This window comes from Pseudenhygromyxa sp. WMMC2535 (assembly GCF_011083025.2).
Genome location: NZ_JABJWV010000001.1, coordinates 1794773 through 1814873, shown reverse-complemented (window position 1 = coordinate 1814873; position 20101 = coordinate 1794773). Strand labels below are relative to the sequence as shown.

The following is a 20101-nucleotide window of genomic DNA, read 5'->3' as shown; positions in this document are numbered from 1 at the left end:
GCGCCTCGTCTTCGGGCTGTCAGCATCGCGCTGGTGCCTTGGGTCCATGGGCCCGAGGCACCTCGTCGTTGGTTTCGGCGCCGAGCCCGGTGACGCGAGCGTGGCCGCGGTGAAGCGCCAGCGCGGCTTTCGGGGAGGGTCGGGCTACATGAATGCGCAAGCAATTTATACGGGAATCGGTGGTCTCCCCGTGTCACGTTGGACTATACGAGAGACATGAACCTGGGCCGACTGGTCACCGCGGCCGCAAAGGCGGCCCCCGAGGCGCTCGCCGTGATCGGTCCCAAGCGTCAGCTTCGCTACGCCGAGCTCGACGACGCCGCCGCGCGGGTGGCCGCGGGCCTGTCCGCCGCCGGTGTCCGCGAGGGCGACCGCGTGGCGCTTTGGATGGACAAGTCCTGCGACGCGGTCGTGGCCATGCAGGCCGCGCTGCGCCTGGGCGCCGTCTATGTGCCGATCGATCCCCAGGGTCCAGGACGACGCGCGCGCAAGGTGATCCTCGACTGTGGGGCGCGCTGCTTGATCACCGACGCAGGGCGGCCCAGCCCGCTGGCGGACGAAGATCCGCCGGTGCTCCTCGTCGGGGCCGAGGCCCCGGGCGCGCTCGCCTGGGCCGAGCTCCTGGCCAGCGCGCCGCTCGAGCGCGCGGGGCAGGGGGAGCAGGGCGAGCACGATCCAGAGGCCCTGGCCTACATCCTCTATACGTCGGGCTCGACGGGCGCGCCCAAGGGCGTGGGGATCAGTCACCGGGCGGCCTGGGCCTTCGTCGCGTGGGCCGTGGACACGCTCCAAGCCGGCCCGACGGACCGCTTCTCGAGCCACGCGCCCTTTCACTTCGACCTCTCGGTCCTCGACCTCTACGCGGCCTTCGCCGTGGGCGCGCGGGTCTGCCTGATCCCCCCCAGCCTCGGCCCTGGGGAGCATGTCGGCTTCATCCGTGAGCAGGGCATCAGCGTCTGGTATTCGGTGCCCTCGGTGCTGATGATGATGATGGAGCACGGCGGGCTGCTCGAGCTCGAGGCGCGGCTGCACCCGCGGGCGCTGCTCTTCGCCGGCGAGCCCTTCCCGATCAAGCACCTGCGTGAGCTGCGGGCGCACTTCGCCGACGCGCGCCTGCTCAATCTCTACGGCCCCACGGAGACCAACGTGTGCACGGCCTACGAGGTCACGACCATCGAGCCCGAGCGCAGCAAGCCGGTGCCGATCGGCGCGCCCTGCTGCGGCGACGAGGCCTGGGCCGAGACGGCCGCGGGCGAGCGCGCGGGCCCAGGCGAGACCGGCGAGCTCATGGTCCGTGGCCCGACCACGATGACCGGCTACTGGGGCCAGGCGCCCCTGGGAGATCGGGCCTACGCCACCGGCGACATCGTCCGCGTCCTCGACGACGGCAGCTTCGACTTCGTCGGCCGCCGGGATCACATGGTCAAGGTTCGAGGTATGCGCATCGAGATCGGCGAGGTCGAGGCCGCGCTGCTCGAGTACCCCGGGCTCAACGCGCTCGCGGTGCTCGTCGCCGGGGCGGGCCTCGACGCGCGCCTGGTCGCCTTCGTGCGCCTCGCCGAGGGCGCCAAGCCCCCCTCGCTGCTCGCGCTCAAGCGCCACTGCGCGCAACGAGTGCCGCGTTACATGGTGGTCGATCGTGTGATCTACGTCGATGCCCTCCCCCTGACGAGTACGGGCAAGATCGACCGCCGGGCCCTCGCCGAGCGCCTCGACAAGGAAGTCAGCCATGCAAGCCAGTGAAGTCAACCTCGAGCTCAAGCGCTTCATCACCGAACAATTCCTCGACGGTGATGGCAGCGACCTGGAAGACGCGACCCCGCTGCTCGAGTGGGGGGTGATCGACTCGATCGGGATGTTCGCGCTGCTGCGCTTCATCCAGGACGAGTTCGCCGTACAGGTCCCCGACGCCGAGGTCTCGCCGCGCAATTTCCATAGCGTCGCGGTCATGCAAGCCCTCGTCCTGCGGCTTTGGGACGAACAGGAGAAGAGCAAGGATGCGTGAACAATATGACGTCGTGATCGTCGGCGGCGGGCCTGCGGGCTCCGCCTCCGCCATGTTGCTGGCCGAGCGCGGTCGCTTGGTGCTGATGCTCGAGCGCGACGAGTTCCCGCGCTACCACGTGGGCGAGAGCCTCACGGGCACCGCCGGCGACTTCATCCAGCGCCACGGCCTGCTCGACGACATGGCGCGCTTCGACTTCCCGCCCAAGCCGGGCGTGCGGGTCGTCGGCCGTGACGCGCAAAACGAGTTCTACGTGCCGGTGCTGCGCCCGACCTGGCAGGTCCGGCGCGCCGAGTTCGACAACCTGCTGCTCGAGCGGGCCAAGGCCGCGGGCGCCGACTACGTGCGCGCCTCGGCCAAGGAGGTCCTGCGCGAGGGGGAGCGGGTCGTCGGCTTGAGCCTCGAGACGGCCGCGGGCGAGGAGGTCGTGGTCCGCAGCAAGGTGATGATCGACGCCTCGGGCCAGAGCGTGTTCCTCTCGCGTCAGGAGGTCGCCGGGCCGCGGCGCGTCGCCGCCTTCAACCGCCAGATCGCGATGTACTCGCAGTTCGAGGGCGTCGAGGCCGAGGAGCGCGACGGCGGGCGGACGACGATCATCTTCTACCGCGACACCTACCACTGGGCGTGGATGATCCCCGTGAGCTCGACGGTGGTCTCGATCGGCGTGGTCCTGCCGACGACCACCTACAAGCGCCGCGGCGGCACGGCCAAGGCCGCCATGGCCTGGGGCCTCGAGCACCTCAACCCCGAGCTCGCGCGCCGGGCCCAAAAGCGCGTGCAGGTCGAGGACATGCACGTCTCGCGCAACTACTCCTACTCGGTCAACCCCTTCGTGGGGGAGGGCTGGCTGTGCGTGGGCGACTCGCACGCGTTCACCGACCCGATCTTCTCCTTTGGCGTGTCCTTCGCTCTGACCGAGGCCCAGCGCGCCGTCGCGGCCATCGACGCCGTGCTCGACGCGCCCAGCGAGGAGGCCGAGCGCTTCGAGGACTACGCCCGCTACTGCCGCAACGGCCACAAGCGGGCCGGCGAGCTGATCCGCTACTTCTGGAAATTCCCGGCCTTCTTCTCGTTCATGACCCGCGGGCAGATGGGCGAGGACATCGTCCGCCTGCTCGCGGGCGACTGCTTCACCGACGAGCCCTTCCCGGCCAGCGTCGAGATGCAGCGCAGCCTCGAGGAGTCGCCGGTCGTCGACCAGGTCCCCGAGGGCCGCGCGCGGGAGATCGCGCGCAGCATCTACCAGCGCTTCGACTTCTTCCAGGGCGTCGACGCGGCCTTCTTGGACCTCGAGGGCGGCGTGAAGATCTACTTCATGCTGACCGAGGACGACATCGACCTCTACGACTCGCTCTACGACTTCGAAGAGCAGCTCTTCGAGGACTTCGGCCGCGACGACCTCGCCGTGGTCAGCTACACGCCGGATCTGGTCGACGCGATGCCGCCGCTGGAGGGCGTCTACACCCTCTTCGATCGTCGCAAGCGGCGCGAGGTCGAGCTGTGATCCACATCGGGCGCCCGGTGGTCGCCGCCGGTCGCCACGCGGTGGCCCAGACCGAGCTCGCCGCGGCCATGCGCCGGCGCCTCGAGGCCCTCGAGGGTACCGATGAGCTGCGCAAGATGGTCGGCTTCATCTACGAGCACTCGAGCATCGTCCAGCGCCACCTCGAGCTCGGCCTCGACGAGCTCGAGGCCCGCGAGGACTGGTACCTGGCCGTCAACGAGGCGACCATGTCCCTGGCCCGGCGGGCCCTCGAGCGGCTCTTCGAGCAGCACCAGAGCGACGAGCTCGACGCCATGGTCGTGGTCAGCTCGAGCTTCGCCGGCTTCCCCTCGCTGAGCCGGCGCCTGCAAGACGGCATGGGCCTGCGCCTCGACGCGCCCTGCTACGACCTCGCGGGGCTCGGCTGCGCCGGCCCGACCCACGGCCTGCACCTCGCCGACATGCTCGTGCGCACCGGGGCCGCCCGACGGGTCTGCCTGCTGTGCGTCGACGCCATGGGCACCCACGGCGAGAGCCGCGTGCACCACCAGGCGCCGACGATCTCTCAGGTCGTCGCCCACTGCCTGGCCTCCGACGGGGCCGCGGCGGTGCTCGTGAGCGCCGAGCCCCTGGACGGCCCTGGCCTGGGCTGGGAGGACTGTCGGCTGCGCTCGAAGCTGTGGCCGGACAGCCTGGGCGAGAACGACTTCACCGCCTCGGCCGACAACCAGCCCTTCATCGCCGTGGGCAAGGCGATCCGCACGCGCATCGTCGAGGAGCTCGGGCCGGTGATCAACGGCCCCGACCTCGACCCGGACACGGCGCTCTTTCACCCTGGCGGCGCGGCGCTGATGCGGGCCCTGGCTATGGCCAACCCTCAGCTCGCCCCGAGCCTGGCGATCTCCAGCGGGGTGCTGGAGCAGCGCGGGAACATCGGCTCGGGCTCGGTGCTGTGGGTGCTGCACGACGCCTGGGCGGCAGGGCGGCCGCTGGGGCCGCGCCTGCGATTGATCGCCCTGGGGCCGGGCATCGTTTCGACGATGCTCTGCCTCGACGGGGTCGAGGTGCGCTGAGGTCTCGCGGGCCAGTTGACCTGTCTCCCCGACCGGCGGACCAGGCCGGGCTCAGGCGCCACTGGGGGCGAGGAGCTCGGCCACGTTGGTGACCCGAGGGATGCGTGTGGCCCAAGCCTCCAGCTGTTCCAACGACGCGGTCTCGAGCTGGGCCCACTGGCCAGCATCTGGGACGAGGCCGCGCTGAGACAGCATCATCCCCAGGATGCGCAGGGTTCCCTCTCGTCGGCCCTCCTTTTGGCCTTCGAGGCGGCCCTCCTTTTGACCTTCGAGGCGACCTTCCTCTTGACCTTCGAGGCGGCCCTCCTGCTGGCCAGCGAGAAAGGTCCCGCACCTTCGTTCCAATTGACTGACTTGCATCTGTTCCTCCACGGGCATCGCGCCCAAGATGATCTCGCGGTGTTCCTTCGGGAGCGCCGCCAACACCGTCGCAGTATAGCGCTGTCGTAATTTCGGCGGCTGTCGACGGGCGACTTCCAGGGCGGTGACGGCCGCCTCGAGATCACCGTGATGCCCGTGGACGACCCCCGACAAGATCGTGTCGACGGGCTGTAGAAGTCCTTTGGAGACCGAATCCACCCGCGGGACGCTCCGTCGGTCGAAGACGTAGGGGTGGACCTTCAGGGCGGTCCCGATCTCCCAACTGGCCAGATTACGGGACACATTGTCCTGGAGGCTGACCACACCCAAGTGCACGGGAAGATCGTGACGATCCACGACCAGGCCGAGATAGGAGGCGATCCGTCGCTGCTTGTCGGGGTCGTGGTCGAGCTGAACCTCGAGGACGATCGCGGCGCCGTTGGCCTTGTCTTCTGGATCATCATGGACCAGGAGAAGGTCCATGCTCCGTGGGAGCACCCGCAAGACGCGCTCGGCGTCCCTGTGAAAGGCGGCGTGACGGTCGACGAGGCGGCCGGGGTCCCTGGTGAGGGTCCGGCCGTCGATCCCCCGGACGAGGCGGACGGCGAGGCCGGGGTCTCGATGGAAGAGAGAGACGAGTCCTTCGTGCAAAGTACTGAGCATTCCGAGGGCTTCTTCGGCCCCCGGCGCCAGCGCGTGCATGGTTTCTGACCCTGGCTCTCGACGAGCCCGGCCCAGTCACCGGCCACCGGTCGCTCTCGGGCGCGACACCCGAGGGACCCGTGGACGGTGGCCAGATATGGGGGAGCGCGCCTCCAAACTGATCGCACACTAGAGCGCTCGGACCTGCTCGAGCTGAGGATCATTGCCCTCGAGCAGGTCCTCGGCCGTCGTCGGCACCGACACGTCCGGGAGCGTGGGCCCGTCGCCGCGCGCGGGGTCGGGGCGGGTCATCCACGAGCCGCCGAGGGTGAAGCGCAGGTCGGACTCGGGCACCTCGAACCACAGCTGGTCGCCGGTGGTGTCGCGGTTGGCCCCGGTCGGCTCGCCGACCACCGTCGCGAGATCGTTGTCCGAGAGCTGGCCGACGAAGAGCTGAGCGCTGCTGTAGGTCGTCGGCGAGGTCAGGACATAGACAGCGCCCGAGAAGATCAGCTCGGGCGCTGGCGTGGGCACCACCGAGCCCAGCGCGAAGGAGAGCGCGTCGCCCGGGACCTCGATGGTCGGTCCGTCGAGCGCGACGCCAAAGCTCTCGAGCAGGGCCAAGAAGTCCGCGTTGGTGTAGACCGCCGCCTGCTCGAGGAGCGCGTCCGAGCGTCGCGCGCTGACGCTGAAGGAGGCGTAGGGCTGGCCGAGGTAGGCGAGCAGGGCGTAGGCCACGGTCACGTCGCCGCCGGGGTTGCGGCGCAGATCGATCGCGATCTTGGCGATGTCCTGGGCGTCGACCTCGGCCATGAAGGCGTCGAGGGCGGCCTGAAAGTCCGAGCCGTAGACGCACTCGTCGAGGTAGAAGACGCCGAGGTCGTTCTCGGGCTCGATCCAGTAGCCGACGAATTCACGCTCGGGGAAGGGGCTGACCTCGAGGCCGGCCACGATGGGGAGGGTGAAGGCCATGGCCTGGCCGCCTCGCTCGACCTCGACCTCGACCTCGACCTCACCATCGGCGACCAGGCCCATGGGCCGCAGCCAGTCGGCTCGAGGGAGGCGCTGGGCGGCCGCGTGGCGCAGGTAGTGGTCGTTGTCTCGGCTCACCTGTCGAGCGAGGGCGTCCATGAGCGCGTCGGCGCTCATGCCCCCGATCCCCGTGACCATGTCGCCCGCCTGGAGCTGGCCCGCGTCGCGGGAGACGACTGGGCCGCCCTCGAGCCACATCAGGGGCAGGTCGATGGACTCGACGCTCCCAGCCTCGAGCGAGACCTGGGCGTGGCCGTCCTCGAGCGCGGCGAGCAGCCGGCCGACGAGGAGGGCGAATTCCTCGTCGTCGGCCACGTCTGCGAGCTCGGCCTGGGCCTGCTCGATGGCGGCCTCGAGGGCATCGGAGCGGCCCTCGAGGGTGCGGTAGCTGGCCGCGTCGATCTGCTCGATCACATAGTCGAGGGCGTCTTCATAGGCCGCGGGCTCACCGGCGGTGTCGGACTCGTCTGCGCTCTCGAGGCCGTCGTCGTCCGCGCTCGCGCCGGAGCAGGCGAGGAGCGGACCCATGAGCAGCGTGCAGATGAGGGGAAGCTTTGGAGTGGTCATCGACCACACGAACACCGCAGCGGGGAGCAGGTGTCCCCACGTGGACGCACTCGGTGTTGGGTCAATGTGTGAGGAAGCTTGTCTTCACATTCGAGAAACGTTCAGATGTCGATGTCGAGCGGCGGCCCGCTCGAATTCACACCGCGAATTAGAAAACGAGCTTGGCGAGCGCACCTTCGCAGGGGTTTTGCGCGGGCAAGGTGGGGTCGTCCTGGCCCTCGGGGATGCACTGGTCGAGGTCCTTCTCGCGCAAGGACACCGCCCCGCTGGCGAGGCCGTCGAGGCCGCCGAGGGCCTTGGTGGTGTAGGTGATCGCGCGAGACTCCTGCTTGCGAAAGAACACGCGGTCGCGCTCGCGGTCGAGCTCGTAGCGCAAGGTGAGCGCCTGTTGCCCGTCGAGGACCTCGAGCTCGGCCTGGAGGATCTTCGCGTCGGGGTGGGCCGCCGCGAGGGCGGCGAGCTGCTGGCCAGCCGCGAGCCAGTCGTCGCCGTCGACGATCGCGGGGTCGGGCTCGGTGACGCCGACGGTGCCCCCCGTCCGGGTGGCTCGGACCTGGCCGATGGTCCCGGGGGCGACGCCAAAGTCGGCGAGCAGGGCCGCGTCCTTGGTCTCGAGAGTGGGCGCCGCATAGCGGGCGCGCAGGCGGGCTTCGATGGCTGGCCAGTGGGCCGCGTCGAGCTGAGCCTCGCGGTAGTCGTACTGACATCGGCGCGCGGCGGTCCGCAGCTCGCCGCGGGTCTTGGGCGAGCCCTTGGCGACGCATTCATCGACCACGGCCTCGAGCGCGGCCTGGTCCTCGACGCAGTAGGCGAGCTCGTCTTGGAAGCACGCCTCGGGATCGGCGGCGAGGGCCTCGAGCAGGGCTTGGCGCCCATCGGCGAGGGGCTCTGCGTCCGCGGGGTCGGTCTTGCAGCCGAGCAACGCGAGGGCCAGGGGGAGCGCCAGAGACAGTCGCGACATGGGCCCCATGCTAAGGAGTCGACACGCGCCGCGTCGAGGCCGGTCGGGTTTTCGCGCGGGTTGTCCGCGGGGCGCTGTGTGACAGACTCTCAGTCGACGAAGAGCCCCTGCTGCTCCACGAAGCGCACGATCGCGTCCACGCCCTCGCCTCGGCGGATGCTCGTGAACACGAAGGGCCGGTCGCCTCGCATCGCGCGTGCGTCGCGGTCCATGACCTCGAGCGAGGCGCCCACGTGCGGGGCGAGGTCGGTCTTGTTGATCACCAGCAGGTCGCTCTTGGTGATGCCCGGGCCGCCCTTGCGCGGGATCTTGTCTCCAGCCGCGACGTCGATCACGTAGAGGGTGAGGTCGCTGAGCTCGGGGCTGAAGGTCGCGCTGAGGTTGTCGCCGCCGCTCTCGACGATGATCATCTGGAGCTTGGGGAAGCGCTGGATCAGCTCGTCGACGGCGGTCAAGTTCATGGACGCGTCCTCGCGGATCGCGGTGTGCGGGCAGCCGCCGGTCTCGACGCCGACGATGCGCTCGCGGGGCAGGGCGTCGTTGCGGATCAGGAACTCCGCGTCCTCGCGGGTGTAGATGTCGTTGGTGACCACGGCGATGTCGTAGCGATCGCGCATGGCCTGGCACAGGGCGAGGGTCAGGGCGGTCTTGCCCGAGCCGACGGGGCCGCCGATGCCGAGGCGCAGTGGGTTTGGGGTCGTCATGTCTGGGTCTCCTCAGGAGCGAAACAGGCGGCTGTATTGCTGCTCGTGGCGGGCGCTGGCCAGGGCGAGGCCGGGGGCGAGGGGGCCGAGGGCGTCGTCGTCCAGGGCCTCCGCGGCGTCGATCCACCCGGGGATCTCGGCCATGGCCGCGACCAACACGCGCTGGCCGTCGGTCTGGCCGAGGGGCACGAGCTTGATCGCCGCGGCGACCTGGTTCTCGCAAAAGCCGAACGCGAGCGCGTGCATGGCCGCCCGGACGGGGACCCGCCAGCGCGCGCAGGCCAAGGCAAAGGCGCCCACGTAGGTCGTGTTCGGATCCCCGCGCGAGCCGGCGGCCTCGTCGACGCCGAGGTCGACGAGCAGGCGGGCGAGGGCCAGGCCCATGTGCCGGTCCTCGCGGGCGAGCTCTTCGCTCTCCCGCGCGGCGCACAAAAAATTTGTCCAGTGCGCGACCTGGCCGTGGTCGCCCGCGGCGTAGGCGGGGATCAGCCGGGCCAGCAGCGGCAGCTCCAAGCTGGCGATGGCGTGCTCGGCCACGCCCAGGATCCAGCCCGCGGCGCTCTCGCGGTCGTGGACCCAGCCGGCGCTCACGGCCGCCTCGAGGCCGTGGCTGTAGGCGTAGGCGCCGACTGGGAGCGCTGGGCTCGAGAGCTGGAGCAGGCGCAGGAGCGCCGCGGCGTCGAGCGGCTCGATCATTGCGAACCGTGCTCGTGTTCGTGACCACGAGCGCGCTCGCTGCCGTGCGCGAGGCCGTGCGCGTGCGCGTTGCCGTGCTCGTGCTCGTGCTCGTGCTCGTGCTCGTGACTGTGACTGTGACTGTGACTGTGACCGTGTCCGCCCGCGTAGGCGCCGGCCTCGGGCTCGAAGCTGGCCTGCTCGGCGACGACCTCGAGGCCGAGGCCGCGGACCATGTCGTCGAGGACGTGGTCGTGGAGGTAGCGGACGAAGCCCTCGCCGACCTCGAGGGCGACGTGGCGGTTGCCCAGGTGGTAGGCGGCGCGGGTCAGCGCGGTCGCGTCGGTGCAGCGCAGGGTCGAGACCGACTCGAGCGCGGCGACGACCGCGACGATCCGCCCGTCGCTGGCCCGCAGCCTGTCGCCGCCGCGCAGGCGGGTGCCTCGGGGCAAGATCAGCGCGGCCTCCTCGCCCGAGCCCAGGCGCACGCGCAGGCGGCTGCGCTGGCGATCCGAGAAGGGCAGGGTCAAGGTGGTCGCCGGCGGCAGGCCGGACGGGTCCGGCTCGGATCCGCCGCCGCCGGCCCGAGGGGCGATGCGTTCGCGCAGCTCGAGCATGGTCAAAACAGGAAGTAGCGCTGGGCCAGGGGCAGGACCTTGGCGGGCTCGCAGGTCAGCAGCTGACCGTCGGCCCGGACCTCGTAGGTCTGCGGATCCACCTCGATGGTCGGCTCCCAGGCGTTGTGGATCATGTCGCGCTTGCGCAGCTGCCGGCAGCCCTCGACCGCGCTCACGCGCTTGCGCAGGCCGAGGCTGTCGCCCACGCCGAGCTCGCTGGCGGCCTTGGACACGAAGGTCACGCTGGTCTCGCTCAGCGCCCGCCCGAAGGCCGCGAACATCGGCCGGTAGTGCACGGGCTGGGGCGTGGGGATCGAGGCGTTGGGGTCGCCCATGGGCGCGGCGGCGATCATCCCACGCTTGAGGATCAGCGAGGGCTTGACCCCAAAGAAGGCCGGCTTCCACAGCACGATGTCGGCCATGCGCCCGCGCTCGAGGCTGCCGACCTCGTGGGCGATGCCATGGGCGAGGGCCGGGTTGACGGTGTACTTGGCGATGTAGCGCTTGACCCGAAAGTTGTCGTGCTCGGCGGGGTCGCTGGCCAGGGCGCCGCGCTGGACCTTCATCTTGTGGGCGGTCTGCCAGGTCCGGCAGATCACCTCGCCGACCCGGCCCATGGCCTGAGAGTCCGAGGCGATCATGCTGAACGCGCCGAGGTCGTGGAGGATGTCCTCGGCGGCGATGGTCTCGCGGCGGATCCGGCTCTCGGCGAAGGCCACGTCCTCGGCGATGCTCGGGTCGAGGTGGTGGCAGACCATGAGCATGTCGAGGTGCTCGTCGATGGTGTTGACCGTGTAGGGCCGCGTCGGGTTGGTGCTCGAGGGCAGGACGTTGGCCAGGCCGGCGCACTTGATGATGTCCGGGGCGTGGCCGCCCCCGGCGCCCTCGGTGTGATAGGCGTGGATCACCCGATCTTTGAACGCGGCGACCGTGTTCTCGACGAAGCCCGACTCGTTGAGGGTGTCGGTGTGGATCGCAACTTGGACGTCGAAGCGCTCGGCGGCGGACAGGCAGTTGTCGATCGCCGCCGGGGTCGTGCCCCAGTCCTCGTGGAGCTTGAGGCCCATGGCCCCGGCGCGCAGCTGCTCGTCGAGGGGCTCGGGCAAGCTGGCGTTGCCCTTGCCGAGGAAGCCAAGGTTCATGCACAGGCCCTCGGCGGCCTGGAGCATGCGGTGGATGTTCCACGGCCCGGGGGTGCAGGTCGTCGCGTTGGTCCCCGTCGCCGGGCCGGTGCCGCCGCCGAGCATGGTCGTCACGCCGCTCATCAGCGCGTCCTCGATCTGCTGGGGGCAGATGAAGTGGATGTGGGCGTCGATCGCCCCCGCGGTGGCGATCTGGCCCTCGCCCGCGATCACCTCGGTGCCCGGGCCGACGACGATGTCGACGCCGGCTTGGGTGTCGGGGTTGCCGGCCTTGCCGATGCCGACGATGCGCCCGTCCTTGACCCCGATGTCGGCCTTGACGATGCCCCAGTGGTCGATGATCAGCGCGTTGGTGATCACCAGATCCACGACCTCGGCGGCGACGCGCTGGCTTTGGCCCATGCCGTCGCGGATCACCTTGCCGCCGCCGAACTTGACCTCGTCGCCGTAGACGGTGCGGTCGTCCTCGACCTGAACCCAAAGCTCGGTGTCGGCCAGGCGCACGCGGTCGCCGGTGGTCGGGCCGAACATCTCGGCGTAGGCGCTGCGTTCGATGCGGCTCACTTCAGCGCTCCCATGATCTCGCCGCGAAAGCCGTAGACTTTGCGCTCACCGGCGTAGGCGACCAAGGTGACCTCGCGGGTCTGACCGGGCTCGAAGCGCACGGCGGTGCCGGCGGGGATGTCGAGGCGAAAGCCCCGGGCCTGCTCGCGCGGGAAGTCGAGGGCGGGGTTGGTCTCGTAGAAGTGGTAGTGCGAGCCGACCTGGATCGGCCGGTCGCCGGTGTTGGCGACGCTCAAGCTGACGCGCTCGCGCCCGGCGTTGAGCTCGATGCTGCCTTCGGCGGTGATGATCTGACCTGGGATCATGGCTGTGCTCCTGTCGATTGCTGTCGACGGCTGTCGATGGCTCAGCGGATGGGCTGGTGGACGGTGACGAGCTTGGTGCCGTCGGGGAAGGTGGCCTCGACCTGGACCTCGGGGATCATCTCGGGGATGCCCTCCATCACGTCCTCGCGGGTCAGCAGCGTGGCGCCATAGTCCATCAGGTCCGCGACGCTGCGGCCGTCTCGCGCGCCCTCGAGCAGGGCGGCGGTGATGTAGGCCACGGCCTCGGGGTAGTTGAGCTTGAGCCCGCGAGCCTTGCGGCGCTCGGCGAGCAGCCCCGCCGTGAAGATCAGCAGCTTGTCTTTTTCTCGAGGGGAGAGGTCCATGGCGTCTGTCGCTCGTCCTTCGTCCTAGGTGTTCCAAACGCGGGGCCTGGCGACCCCCTGAAGTCCCGTATGCGCGCGCAGGGCCAGCCACGCGCGCTCGAAGCGGTCGCGCACGGCCGCGGTCGAGGCCGCGAGGCAGCGCCCGACGAGCACGCCGCGGATCCGCGTGAAGGCGATCCTCGTCGCGCCTGCCGTGTCGGCCGTGTCCTCGGTCTCGAGCGCGGCGCAGGCTCGCCGGGCGAGCTCGAGCTCGGCCTCCTCGGCGGGGGCGCACCACATGGTCCCGATCACCGGGCGCCCGTGCAGGCCCCAGGGCGCGTCGAGCAGCGCGCTCCCGCCACGGTAGTCGGCGCGCTCGAGCCAGCGCAGCGCGCCGTCGACCCGCAGCTCGATGCGCTGGCGCAGACGCCCGGCGTCGAAGCGCTCGCCGGCGGCGGGGCGGCCGAGGCAGACGATGTCCCAGCCCACCGCGCGCGCGCCGGTCTCGAGCTCGATGGTCGTGTCCAGCAGCGCGTCGGCGCCCCGAAACGCGATGGTCTCCTGGGGCAGGAGCTCGACGTAGGCCCCGGCCGCGGCGACGACTCGCTGGCTGATCGTGGCCAGCGGCCCGCGCGTTCGATAGAGCTTGCCCGCGCCGGGCGTGGTCAGCAGCGCCTGGCTGCCCGGGCCCGCGCGCAGCGTGAGCTCGAGGCGATCGCTGCCGACCACGCCCCCGGGCGGGTGGAGCATGTAGACGTGGCAAGGGCCGGCGGGGCCCTCGGGGTAGAAGGGCCGCTGGACTCGCAGCGGGCCGAAGTGGCGGCTGCGGGTCATCACGCTGCGCCCGCCTCGGGCCACGAAGCGCAGGTCGAGCTGCGCGAGCCAGCCCTCGTCTGGCGGCGGGCTCATGGCTTCGGCGGCGCTGCGCACTGAAGCAACCTACACCTTTGGCCTGGGTGGCGACCAGCGCGGCGGCTGGGATCGTGGGAGCGGCGGCTGGCTACGCCTTGGTGGGCTGCCCGGGTTCCACGGTCGTCGACCGGTTCATGCGTAGTTCATGACGGCTTGCTTGGTGATCGTTCGGTGATCGTTCGGTGGTGTGTCGATCAGGGTGGATCCTGCATGTGGGCGCGGAGCGATGGGGCGAACATGCAGGCGCCGCGGGCGTCGGCGTGGTGCGTGTCCACGATCAGGTCCGCTAGTCGCGATCGCGAATTGTGCGCAGCGAAAAAATTTGGGGTCCGCGATCAAAACAGCCACGAGCGCGCGCCAAACATTGATCTGCGGCAACTCGAGCGCGGCCTGTCGAGAACCGGCGATCGTATCCAAGCTGCGCGGGGCGGCTTGGATACGATCACCAGGAGCGCTTGGATACCGCGCTCGGCGCTGAGCATCGTCGCTCACCTCGATGTCTGAACGCCTGGAGGCTTGAACAACGAAGAAGGGGCGACCATCGCTGGCCGCCCCCCTCGCGTGCGCTCGAGCTCAGCGCCCGAGCTTCAAGGATCGCCGCAGCTGCATGTACTCGCCGGACACGCTGAAGGCGATCAGCCCCTTGAGCAGCTCGCGGCCCTCGACCTGGCCGCCGAGGCCACCTTGCAAGAACACCCGCGCGCTGACGTCGATGTTGTCGGACAGCAAGAAGCCGACCCGCGCCGCGGTGTGCTCGCAGCCGCGCAGCCAGGACTTGGTGTCCGCGCCGCCGCGCTCGATCACCTTGGCCACGGTCTTGCGCAGGTCGTCGACGCGGGCCGGCGGGAGGACCTTCTTGATCAGCTCGCCCCAGCTGCGCGCGCCCTCGCGCAGCTCCTTGGGGATCGCGACCTGCGGGTGGGTCAGGGCCACGGCGCCGTAGATCACGTCGCGCAGGCTGCCGCTCGAGGGCAGGACCGAGGCGGCGAGCAGGTGCGGGTGGCAGCGGGCCACGGCCCGGCCGGCGCGGACGGCCATGGCGGTGTCGGGCTGCTTGGCGAGGGCGTCGTCGCCAGCGAGCACGGTCGGGTGCACGCCGCCCTCGACGAGGGCGACGACGTTGAGGCCGCCGGGGGTGCCCTTGCGCGTGAACAGGTCCGGCGCGGGCATGTCGATGATCTGGGCGGCGAAGGCCAGCCAGCGGGCGACGCCGGGGGCCTGGAGGTTGACGGCCTCGCGCTTTTGGCGATCGAGGCCCATGGCGCCGTAGCTGCGAGCCTCGCGGGCGGCCATCACCGGCCACAGCAGGCCGTAGAGATCCGAGAGCCGGGCGTCGCTGACCAGCAGCACGTCGCGCCACAGCTTGCGCGAGATCGTCCCGCGCGGGGGCTGGTAGTCGGCGCTGGCCTCGTCGGCGAGCTCGAGCTCGGCCTCGTCGGCCTGCTTGAGGAAGCGCAGCGTCCGGGACACGACGATCGCGGCGTCGCGCTGCTTGCCGGCGAGGTAGAGCTCGACGAGGCGGTGGTAGCTGTCGTAGTCGAGCTGGTTGTCGCGGATCAGCGCCTGGACCTGCTCGATGCCCTTGTCGATGGCGTCGTCGCCGAGCTGGACCGAGAGCGAGATGACCTTGTCGCGGCGCTCGTTTTGCTTGGCGTCGCCCTCGGGGACGCCGCTTTGCCGGGCCAGGGCGATGGCCTGCTCGTAGGCGATCATCGCGGTGCGCTTGTCGTCGAGCTCGCGCTCGTAGAGCACGGCGATGCGATCGAGCAAGGCGATGCGCGGGCCGGGCTCGGCGTCCTCGGGCGTGGCCTTGAGCCGGGCGCGCAGGACCTTGGACAGCTCGCGGACCTCGCCGGCGGCCTCGAGCTGCTCGACGACCAGACCAAAGGCCTTGTCGTGGAGGGGGTCGGCGTCGAGCACCGCGATCAGCCGGGCGCGCAGCTGCTCGCCGCTGGGGTCGAGGTCGTGGGCGCGGACCAGCGAGGCCGCGGCGTAGCGGTACTTGGCCTGGATCGGCCCGTGGTCCTGGAGCGCGGCCAGGCGATCGAGGACGGCGACGGCCTCGGCCCACTGCCCGGCGTTGCTGTAGAGGTCGAGGGCCTTGTGGAGCAGGGCAAGATCCTCGCCGCGGCGGGCGAGCACGGCCTGCATCTGGGCGACGGCCTCCTCGGGGCGGTTGAGGGCCTCGGCCAGGGTGCTGGCGAGCTCGAGGCGCAGATCGAGGAGCTCGCCGTCCTTGGCCGCGCGGCGCTCGTCGTCCTCGGGCAGCGCGGCGAGCTCGGCCGCGAGCACGTCGACGAGCCGGGTCTGGGCCTCGGCCTTGGCTCCCGGGGAGTCGGCGAGCTCGACGAGGAAGCGCGCCGCGTCGGCGTAGCTGGGGTCGTGCTCGAGGGCGCGCTCGATCATCTGCAGGGCCTTGGCGGTCTCGCCCATGCCGCGGCGGGCCTGACCCATGCGCAGGTAGAGCTCGGCCTGGGCCCGGGGATCGGCGGTCTTGGCCGCGTCGCCCTGGCCGGTCTGCAGGGCCAGGCCCTGGTAGGCCTTGAGCGCGGCCTCCCAGCTCTCGGACTCGAGCTCGAGATCCGCGAGCGCGCGGGCGACCTCGGCGTTGCGCGGGTCCGACTCCTTGGCGACGCGCAGCAGCTCGCGGGCCTTGTCCTTGTCGTGGACCGCGAGCGCGCAGCGACCGGCGAGGGCGTGGGCGTGGGCCATGGCCACGCGATCGTCGGGGCTCTTGGCGCGCAGCTGGCTGACCCAGCGCTGGGCGTGCGGCCAGGCCTCCTCGAGGTCGCCGCGCTCGATCAGCAGCTCGGCGAAGCGCGCGGTGGCCTCGTCGTGGTGCGGGTCGAGCTCGATGACCTCGCGCAGCAAGGGCAGGCCGCGCTCGGGCCGGGCGAGGGTCTCGATCCAGGCCTTGGCGGCGGCGAACAGCCCGCGGACCTGCTCGCGCGTCTCCTTGGCGCTGCGGGCCGCCCGGACCTGGGCCTCGAGGGCCTCGAGGGGGCGCTCGCGCTGCTCGAGGATGTGCTGGAGCAGCGTCCAGCCGGCGCTGAGCGAGTCGTCGAGCTCGAGGGCCTCGCGGACCTGGGCCTCGGCCTCCTCGAGCTCGCCGGCCTGCTCGCGCATGCGCGCGACGTCGACGAGCATCTCGGCCCGGTCCTCGGGGCGCTCGGCCTCGGCGATGCGCTGGCGCAGCAGCGACTCGGCCCGGGCCTCGTCGCCCTCCTCGCGCAGCTGGGCGATCAGCTGGTCGCGCCACTTGCCCTGGGCGTCGCCGCCCTTGGGGTCGAGGTTGACGAGGGCCTCGAGGGCCTGGCGTCCGCGCTCGGCGTCGTCGAGGGGGCCCGTGGCCAGGGTGAGCAGCTCGCGGTAGGCCGCGACGCGCAGCGAGTCGTCGAGCACGGTGCTCTTGGCCCGGCGCTCGAGCAGCTCGGCGAGGCCGCGGTGGTTTTGCGCGGCGCGGTAGGCCACGGTCAGGGCCTCGACGGCCTCGACCACCAGCGGATGATCCACCGGCAAGGTCGAGACGATCTGCTCGCGGCAGTCCGCGGCGCGCTCGCTGCCGTCGGCCTCGCGGTCGAGCAAGGCCGCGCTCTCGGCCAGCAGCTCGCCGCGGCGTCCGACGTCGTCGCTGGCCTCGGTGAGCACCGAGAGCGCGTCGATCAGGCCCTCGCGGGCGCTGGCCGCCTCGCCGGTGTCGCTGTCGATCTTGGGCCGCAAGAGCGCGACGAGGGCCTCGGCGGCCTGGCTGTCGCCGCGGTCGCGCTCGATCAGTCGGCGATACTGGGCGATGGCCCCGGCCTCGTCGTCGAGGCGCTCGCGCATGAGCGCGGCGGCCTCGTGGCGCATGGCGCTGGCCTCGGCTGGATCGCTGGCGAGCTCGGCCCGGGCGGCGAGGGCCTCGGCGAGGGTCTCCCAGCGCTCGAGCGCTCGGGCCCAGCGCTCGCAGGCCGCGAGCGCGCGCTCGTCCTCGGGGGCGTCGGCGCGGGCATGCTCGGCCGCCTCGAGGGCGCCCTCGTGCTCGCCGAGCTCACCGAGGAGCTCGGCGGCCTCGAGCAAGGCGTCGACCCGGGCCGCGCCGCTCTCGAGCTCGGCGACGGTCAGCAGCCCGGTGGCGAGCTCGGCCGGCTTGTCGGCCTTGCGGTAGGCCGCGAGCGCGGTGCGCTGGAGCTCGAGGTTCTCGGGCTCGAGGTCGAGGGCGTCCTCGTAGATCGCCAGCGCAGACTCGAGCTCGCCGACCTGCTCGATGTAGATCTGCGCCGCGCGGGCGAGCACGCGCAGCTGATCGTCGAGCTGGGGCAGGCGGCGGCCGATGGCGCGCAGCTTGGCGGCGACCGGCGCCCAGCGCCCGGTGACCTCGGCCAGGCGCAGGAGCTCGTCGACCAGGGGCAGCTGGGCGTTGATCGAGACCGCGTCGACCAGGTCCAAGACCGCGCTCAGGGCGTCGCCCGGGGCCTGGAGGCGCTCTTCGCAGATCTGCGCGAGCTCGCGCAAGAGCACGATCTTCTCGCCCTCGGCCTGGCTGACCCGGGCGCGCACGGCCAGGGCATCGACCACGCGATCCCAGCGCTCGGCGGCCCGCGCCTCGCGCTCGATCCGGTTGATCGCCTCGCGGGCCGGGAGGTTGGCGGGCTTGCGCTCGAGCACGGCGATCCAGCCCTCGAGGTCCTCGGGGTCCGTGGGCTCGATGATCCTCGTGCTCGGCGCGCTGGCGACGGGCTCGGGCGCGGCCATGCGGTGATCGACCTGATCGGCCTTGTGCGGCGTGGTCAGGATCGTCGCGATCTCGGTGCGCAGGGTCTTGGGCTCGGGGCGCTGCTCGGCGTCGGGGTGCATGGCCGCTGCGAGCAGGGCGTCGACGCGGCGGTCGATGCCCGGGACCAGGCGCGAGGGCGCGGGCACGGAGCCCTGCGGCCGGCGCCCGGTGATGCAGCGGTAGAGCATCGCCGCGAGGGCGTAGGTGTCGCTCGCCGGGCTGGGGGCGGCGCTCGCCAGCAGCTCGGGCGCGGCGTAGCCGAAGTTCTCGCGCACGATCGTCGGCCGCGACCACGAGACCAGGGGCAGAAAGCCAAAGCCGCGCAGCTGGGCGCCGTCTTGGGTGATCAGCACGTGGCGCGGGTGGAGGTTGCGGTGGACCAGGCCCTTGGCGTGGACGATGGTCACCACCTCCATGAGCGGGCCGATGATCTCGAAGGCCTTGTCGAGGGCGAGGGGCTCGTGGGTCTCGTCGAGGAGCGTGGACAGGGGCACGCCCTGGACCGGATCCATGATCACCCCGAACATCCGGCCCTCGGACACGCTGCCGAGCAGGCTGACCATCGCGGGGTGATCGATGGCCGCGAGGCTCTCGACCTGGGCCGCGAAGCGCTCGCGCTCGGAGGTGCTCACCGGTCGCCCGATCACGCCGACCTCGAGGCCGACGCGGCGCCCGTCGTGGGCGCGGTCGCGGCACTCGAACCAGATCCGCGAGCCCACGCGCCCGCGCACGGTCTCGACGGCGAAGCGCGGCGGGACCAGGGTCAGCCCGCGGTCTTGCTCGGCGGCGGCCTCGAGGCCGAGGCGGGCCGCGTCCTCGTCGCCCTCGAGCAGCGCGAGCAGGGCGAGGTTGAAGCGGGCCAGGCGCTGATCGTGGGCGTCGGCCTCGCGGGTCACGACCTGCTGAAAGGCCTTGCGCGCGCGGTCGAGGCTGCGCTTGCGCCGGTGCGCCAGCCACACGCCACCGAGGCGCAGGAGATCGCGCGAGGGCAGGGCCTCGAGCCCGCCGGGGAGCGCCTCGACGAGGCGCTCGAGCTCCTGGGGATCCACGCAAAAGGCCGCGTCGACGCCGAGGTCGACGCGCTCGGGCACGCTCGCCAGGGCGCGGGCGAGCTCGAGCGCGGGCAGGTGCTCGCTGGCCCGAGACACGCGCTGCTCCCCGACCTCGGCGGCCTCGGCCAGGTGCGTGAGCAGCTTGGCGAGGTCGTCGACGGCGACGGCCTCGACGGCACAGCGCTCGCGCAGCGAGGCGGCCGCGACGGCGCTGAGCTCGGACACGAAGAGGTAGTGCGTGCGCGCCTGGGAGTCGGGCCGACCGGCGTCGGTGGCCTCGGCGATCTCGGCGAGCATCGCGAGGATCTGCTCGAGGTCCGGGTCGCCGAGCTCGAAGCCGACCAGCGCCAGGGTGCGGGTGCGGGCGGCCTCCTCGACGAGCTCGCGCAGGTCTCGGAGCTGGCTCAGGGGCGCGCTGGGGGAGGTGTAGAGCAAGAAGGGGTCGCCGCTGAAGCCGGCGTTGGCCGCCTCGAGCTCGCTGGCCATGGGGCGCTGGTGGGCGGCGCAGGCCTGGGCGAGGAGGTCGGCGTGCGCCGTGGCCAGGCAGGCGCGCCAGGGCAGGGCCCCGAGCGCGCGCGCGGCCTCGGGCAGCGGGGCGTCGTCCTCGCTCACGCGCCGCGGACCGATCAGCGCTTCCACGGCGTCGCGGCCACGCTCGCGCAGCACCCAGTCGAGCGCCGTCGAGCGATCGCCCGCGTCGATCAGCGCCTCGAGCTCGGCGCGCGCCGGCTGCTCGGCGTCGGCCGTCAGCGTCCGCAGCAAGCTCGGCCAGTTCGGCCGATCGGCGAGGATCCCGATCCCCGCGCCGGTCCAGAGCACGCAGTCACCGGCTTGGATTGCCGCCACCAATTCATGGGAAAGCTCAGGCATGTCGAGGTCTCGAGCGCACCGATGACCGCCCGCATCGCGGCCACTGGGCGCCCGATGG

General features: G+C 71.5%; 16 protein-coding genes. 5 read left to right on the top strand and 11 right to left on the bottom strand.

The window, feature by feature from the left end; all coding sequences use genetic code 11:
• The first annotated feature begins 216 nt into the window (after positions 1–216).
• The 4 genes from G6O69_RS06810 to G6O69_RS06795 are packed head-to-tail and all read left to right on the top strand — an operon-like array spanning position 217 to position 4561.
• Positions 217–1743 carry an amino acid adenylation domain-containing protein gene (locus tag G6O69_RS06810; RefSeq protein WP_172302712.1) on the top strand — a complete coding sequence of 509 codons (1527 nt, stop codon included), beginning with the start codon at positions 217–219 and terminating at the stop codon, positions 1741–1743.
• Complete coding sequence (locus tag G6O69_RS06805) at positions 1730–2005, top strand: acyl carrier protein (RefSeq protein ID WP_172302711.1); 276 nt, start codon at positions 1730–1732, stop codon at positions 2003–2005. The genes G6O69_RS06810 and G6O69_RS06805 overlap by 14 nt, the downstream gene beginning before the upstream one ends.
• A complete protein-coding gene (locus G6O69_RS39330) occupies positions 1998–3509 on the top strand; it encodes an NAD(P)/FAD-dependent oxidoreductase (RefSeq protein WP_217909787.1) in 1512 nt (503 codons plus the stop codon). The genes G6O69_RS06805 and G6O69_RS39330 overlap by 8 nt, the downstream gene beginning before the upstream one ends.
• Complete coding sequence (locus tag G6O69_RS06795) at positions 3506–4561, top strand: hypothetical protein (protein ID WP_172302710.1); 1056 nt, start codon at positions 3506–3508, stop codon at positions 4559–4561. The genes G6O69_RS39330 and G6O69_RS06795 overlap by 4 nt, the downstream gene beginning before the upstream one ends.
• 51 nt (positions 4562–4612) lie before the next feature.
• On the opposite strand, the gene G6O69_RS06790 is transcribed toward G6O69_RS06795, so the two are convergent.
• The 10 genes from G6O69_RS06790 to G6O69_RS06745 form a co-directional block, all read right to left on the bottom strand.
• Positions 4613–5623 (bottom strand): hypothetical protein, encoded by a 1011-nt coding sequence (locus G6O69_RS06790; RefSeq protein ID WP_176396680.1) that lies wholly within the window; start codon positions 5621–5623, stop codon positions 4613–4615.
• 129 nt (positions 5624–5752) lie between these two features.
• Positions 5753–7162, bottom strand: a complete 1410-nt coding sequence (locus G6O69_RS06785; protein ID WP_172302707.1) for a S41 family peptidase — start codon at positions 7160–7162, stop codon at positions 5753–5755.
• 148 nt (positions 7163–7310) lie between these two features.
• Positions 7311–8123 carry a hypothetical protein gene (locus G6O69_RS06780; protein WP_172302706.1) on the bottom strand — a complete coding sequence of 271 codons (813 nt, stop codon included), beginning with the start codon at positions 8121–8123 and terminating at the stop codon, positions 7311–7313.
• Between the two features lie 89 nt (positions 8124–8212).
• Complete coding sequence (ureG, locus tag G6O69_RS06775; protein WP_172302705.1) at positions 8213–8827, bottom strand: urease accessory protein UreG; 615 nt, start codon at positions 8825–8827, stop codon at positions 8213–8215.
• 12 nt (positions 8828–8839) lie between these two features.
• Complete coding sequence (locus G6O69_RS06770) at positions 8840–9523, bottom strand: urease accessory UreF family protein (RefSeq protein ID WP_172302704.1); 684 nt, start codon at positions 9521–9523, stop codon at positions 8840–8842.
• Positions 9520–10119 (bottom strand): urease accessory protein UreE, encoded by a 600-nt coding sequence (ureE, locus tag G6O69_RS06765; protein ID WP_172302703.1) that lies wholly within the window; start codon positions 10117–10119, stop codon positions 9520–9522. The genes G6O69_RS06770 and ureE overlap by 4 nt, the downstream gene beginning before the upstream one ends.
• A gap of 2 nt (positions 10120–10121) precedes the next feature.
• Complete coding sequence (gene ureC / locus G6O69_RS06760; RefSeq protein WP_172302702.1) at positions 10122–11825, bottom strand: urease subunit alpha; 1704 nt, start codon at positions 11823–11825, stop codon at positions 10122–10124.
• Entirely contained in the window at positions 11822–12130 is a 309-nt protein-coding gene (locus G6O69_RS06755; protein WP_172302701.1) for an urease subunit beta, read from the bottom strand. Before G6O69_RS06755 ends, ureC begins: the two co-directional genes overlap by 4 nt.
• A 41-nt stretch (positions 12131–12171) precedes the next feature.
• Positions 12172–12474, bottom strand: coding sequence for an urease subunit gamma (gene ureA / locus G6O69_RS06750; RefSeq protein ID WP_172302700.1), 303 nt, complete (start codon positions 12472–12474; stop codon positions 12172–12174).
• 24 nt (positions 12475–12498) lie between these two features.
• The gene (locus tag G6O69_RS06745) at positions 12499–13362 is read right to left on the bottom strand and encodes an urease accessory protein UreD (protein ID WP_176396679.1); all 864 of its coding nucleotides are present in this window, start codon (positions 13360–13362) and stop codon (positions 12499–12501) included.
• Between G6O69_RS06745 and G6O69_RS06740 the strand changes: the two genes are divergently transcribed.
• Positions 13361–13507: a hypothetical protein gene (locus G6O69_RS06740; protein ID WP_176396678.1), complete on the top strand. Its 147-nt coding sequence runs from the start codon at positions 13361–13363 to the stop codon at positions 13505–13507. The genes G6O69_RS06745 and G6O69_RS06740 overlap by 2 nt on opposite strands.
• A gap of 431 nt (positions 13508–13938) precedes the next feature.
• Here G6O69_RS06740 and G6O69_RS06735 read toward each other — a convergent pair whose 3' ends face one another.
• On the bottom strand, positions 13939–20043 hold the full coding sequence (locus G6O69_RS06735) for a protein kinase (RefSeq protein WP_176396677.1): 6105 nt from the start codon (positions 20041–20043) through the stop codon (positions 13939–13941).
• Between the last annotated feature and the right edge of the window lie 58 nt (positions 20044–20101).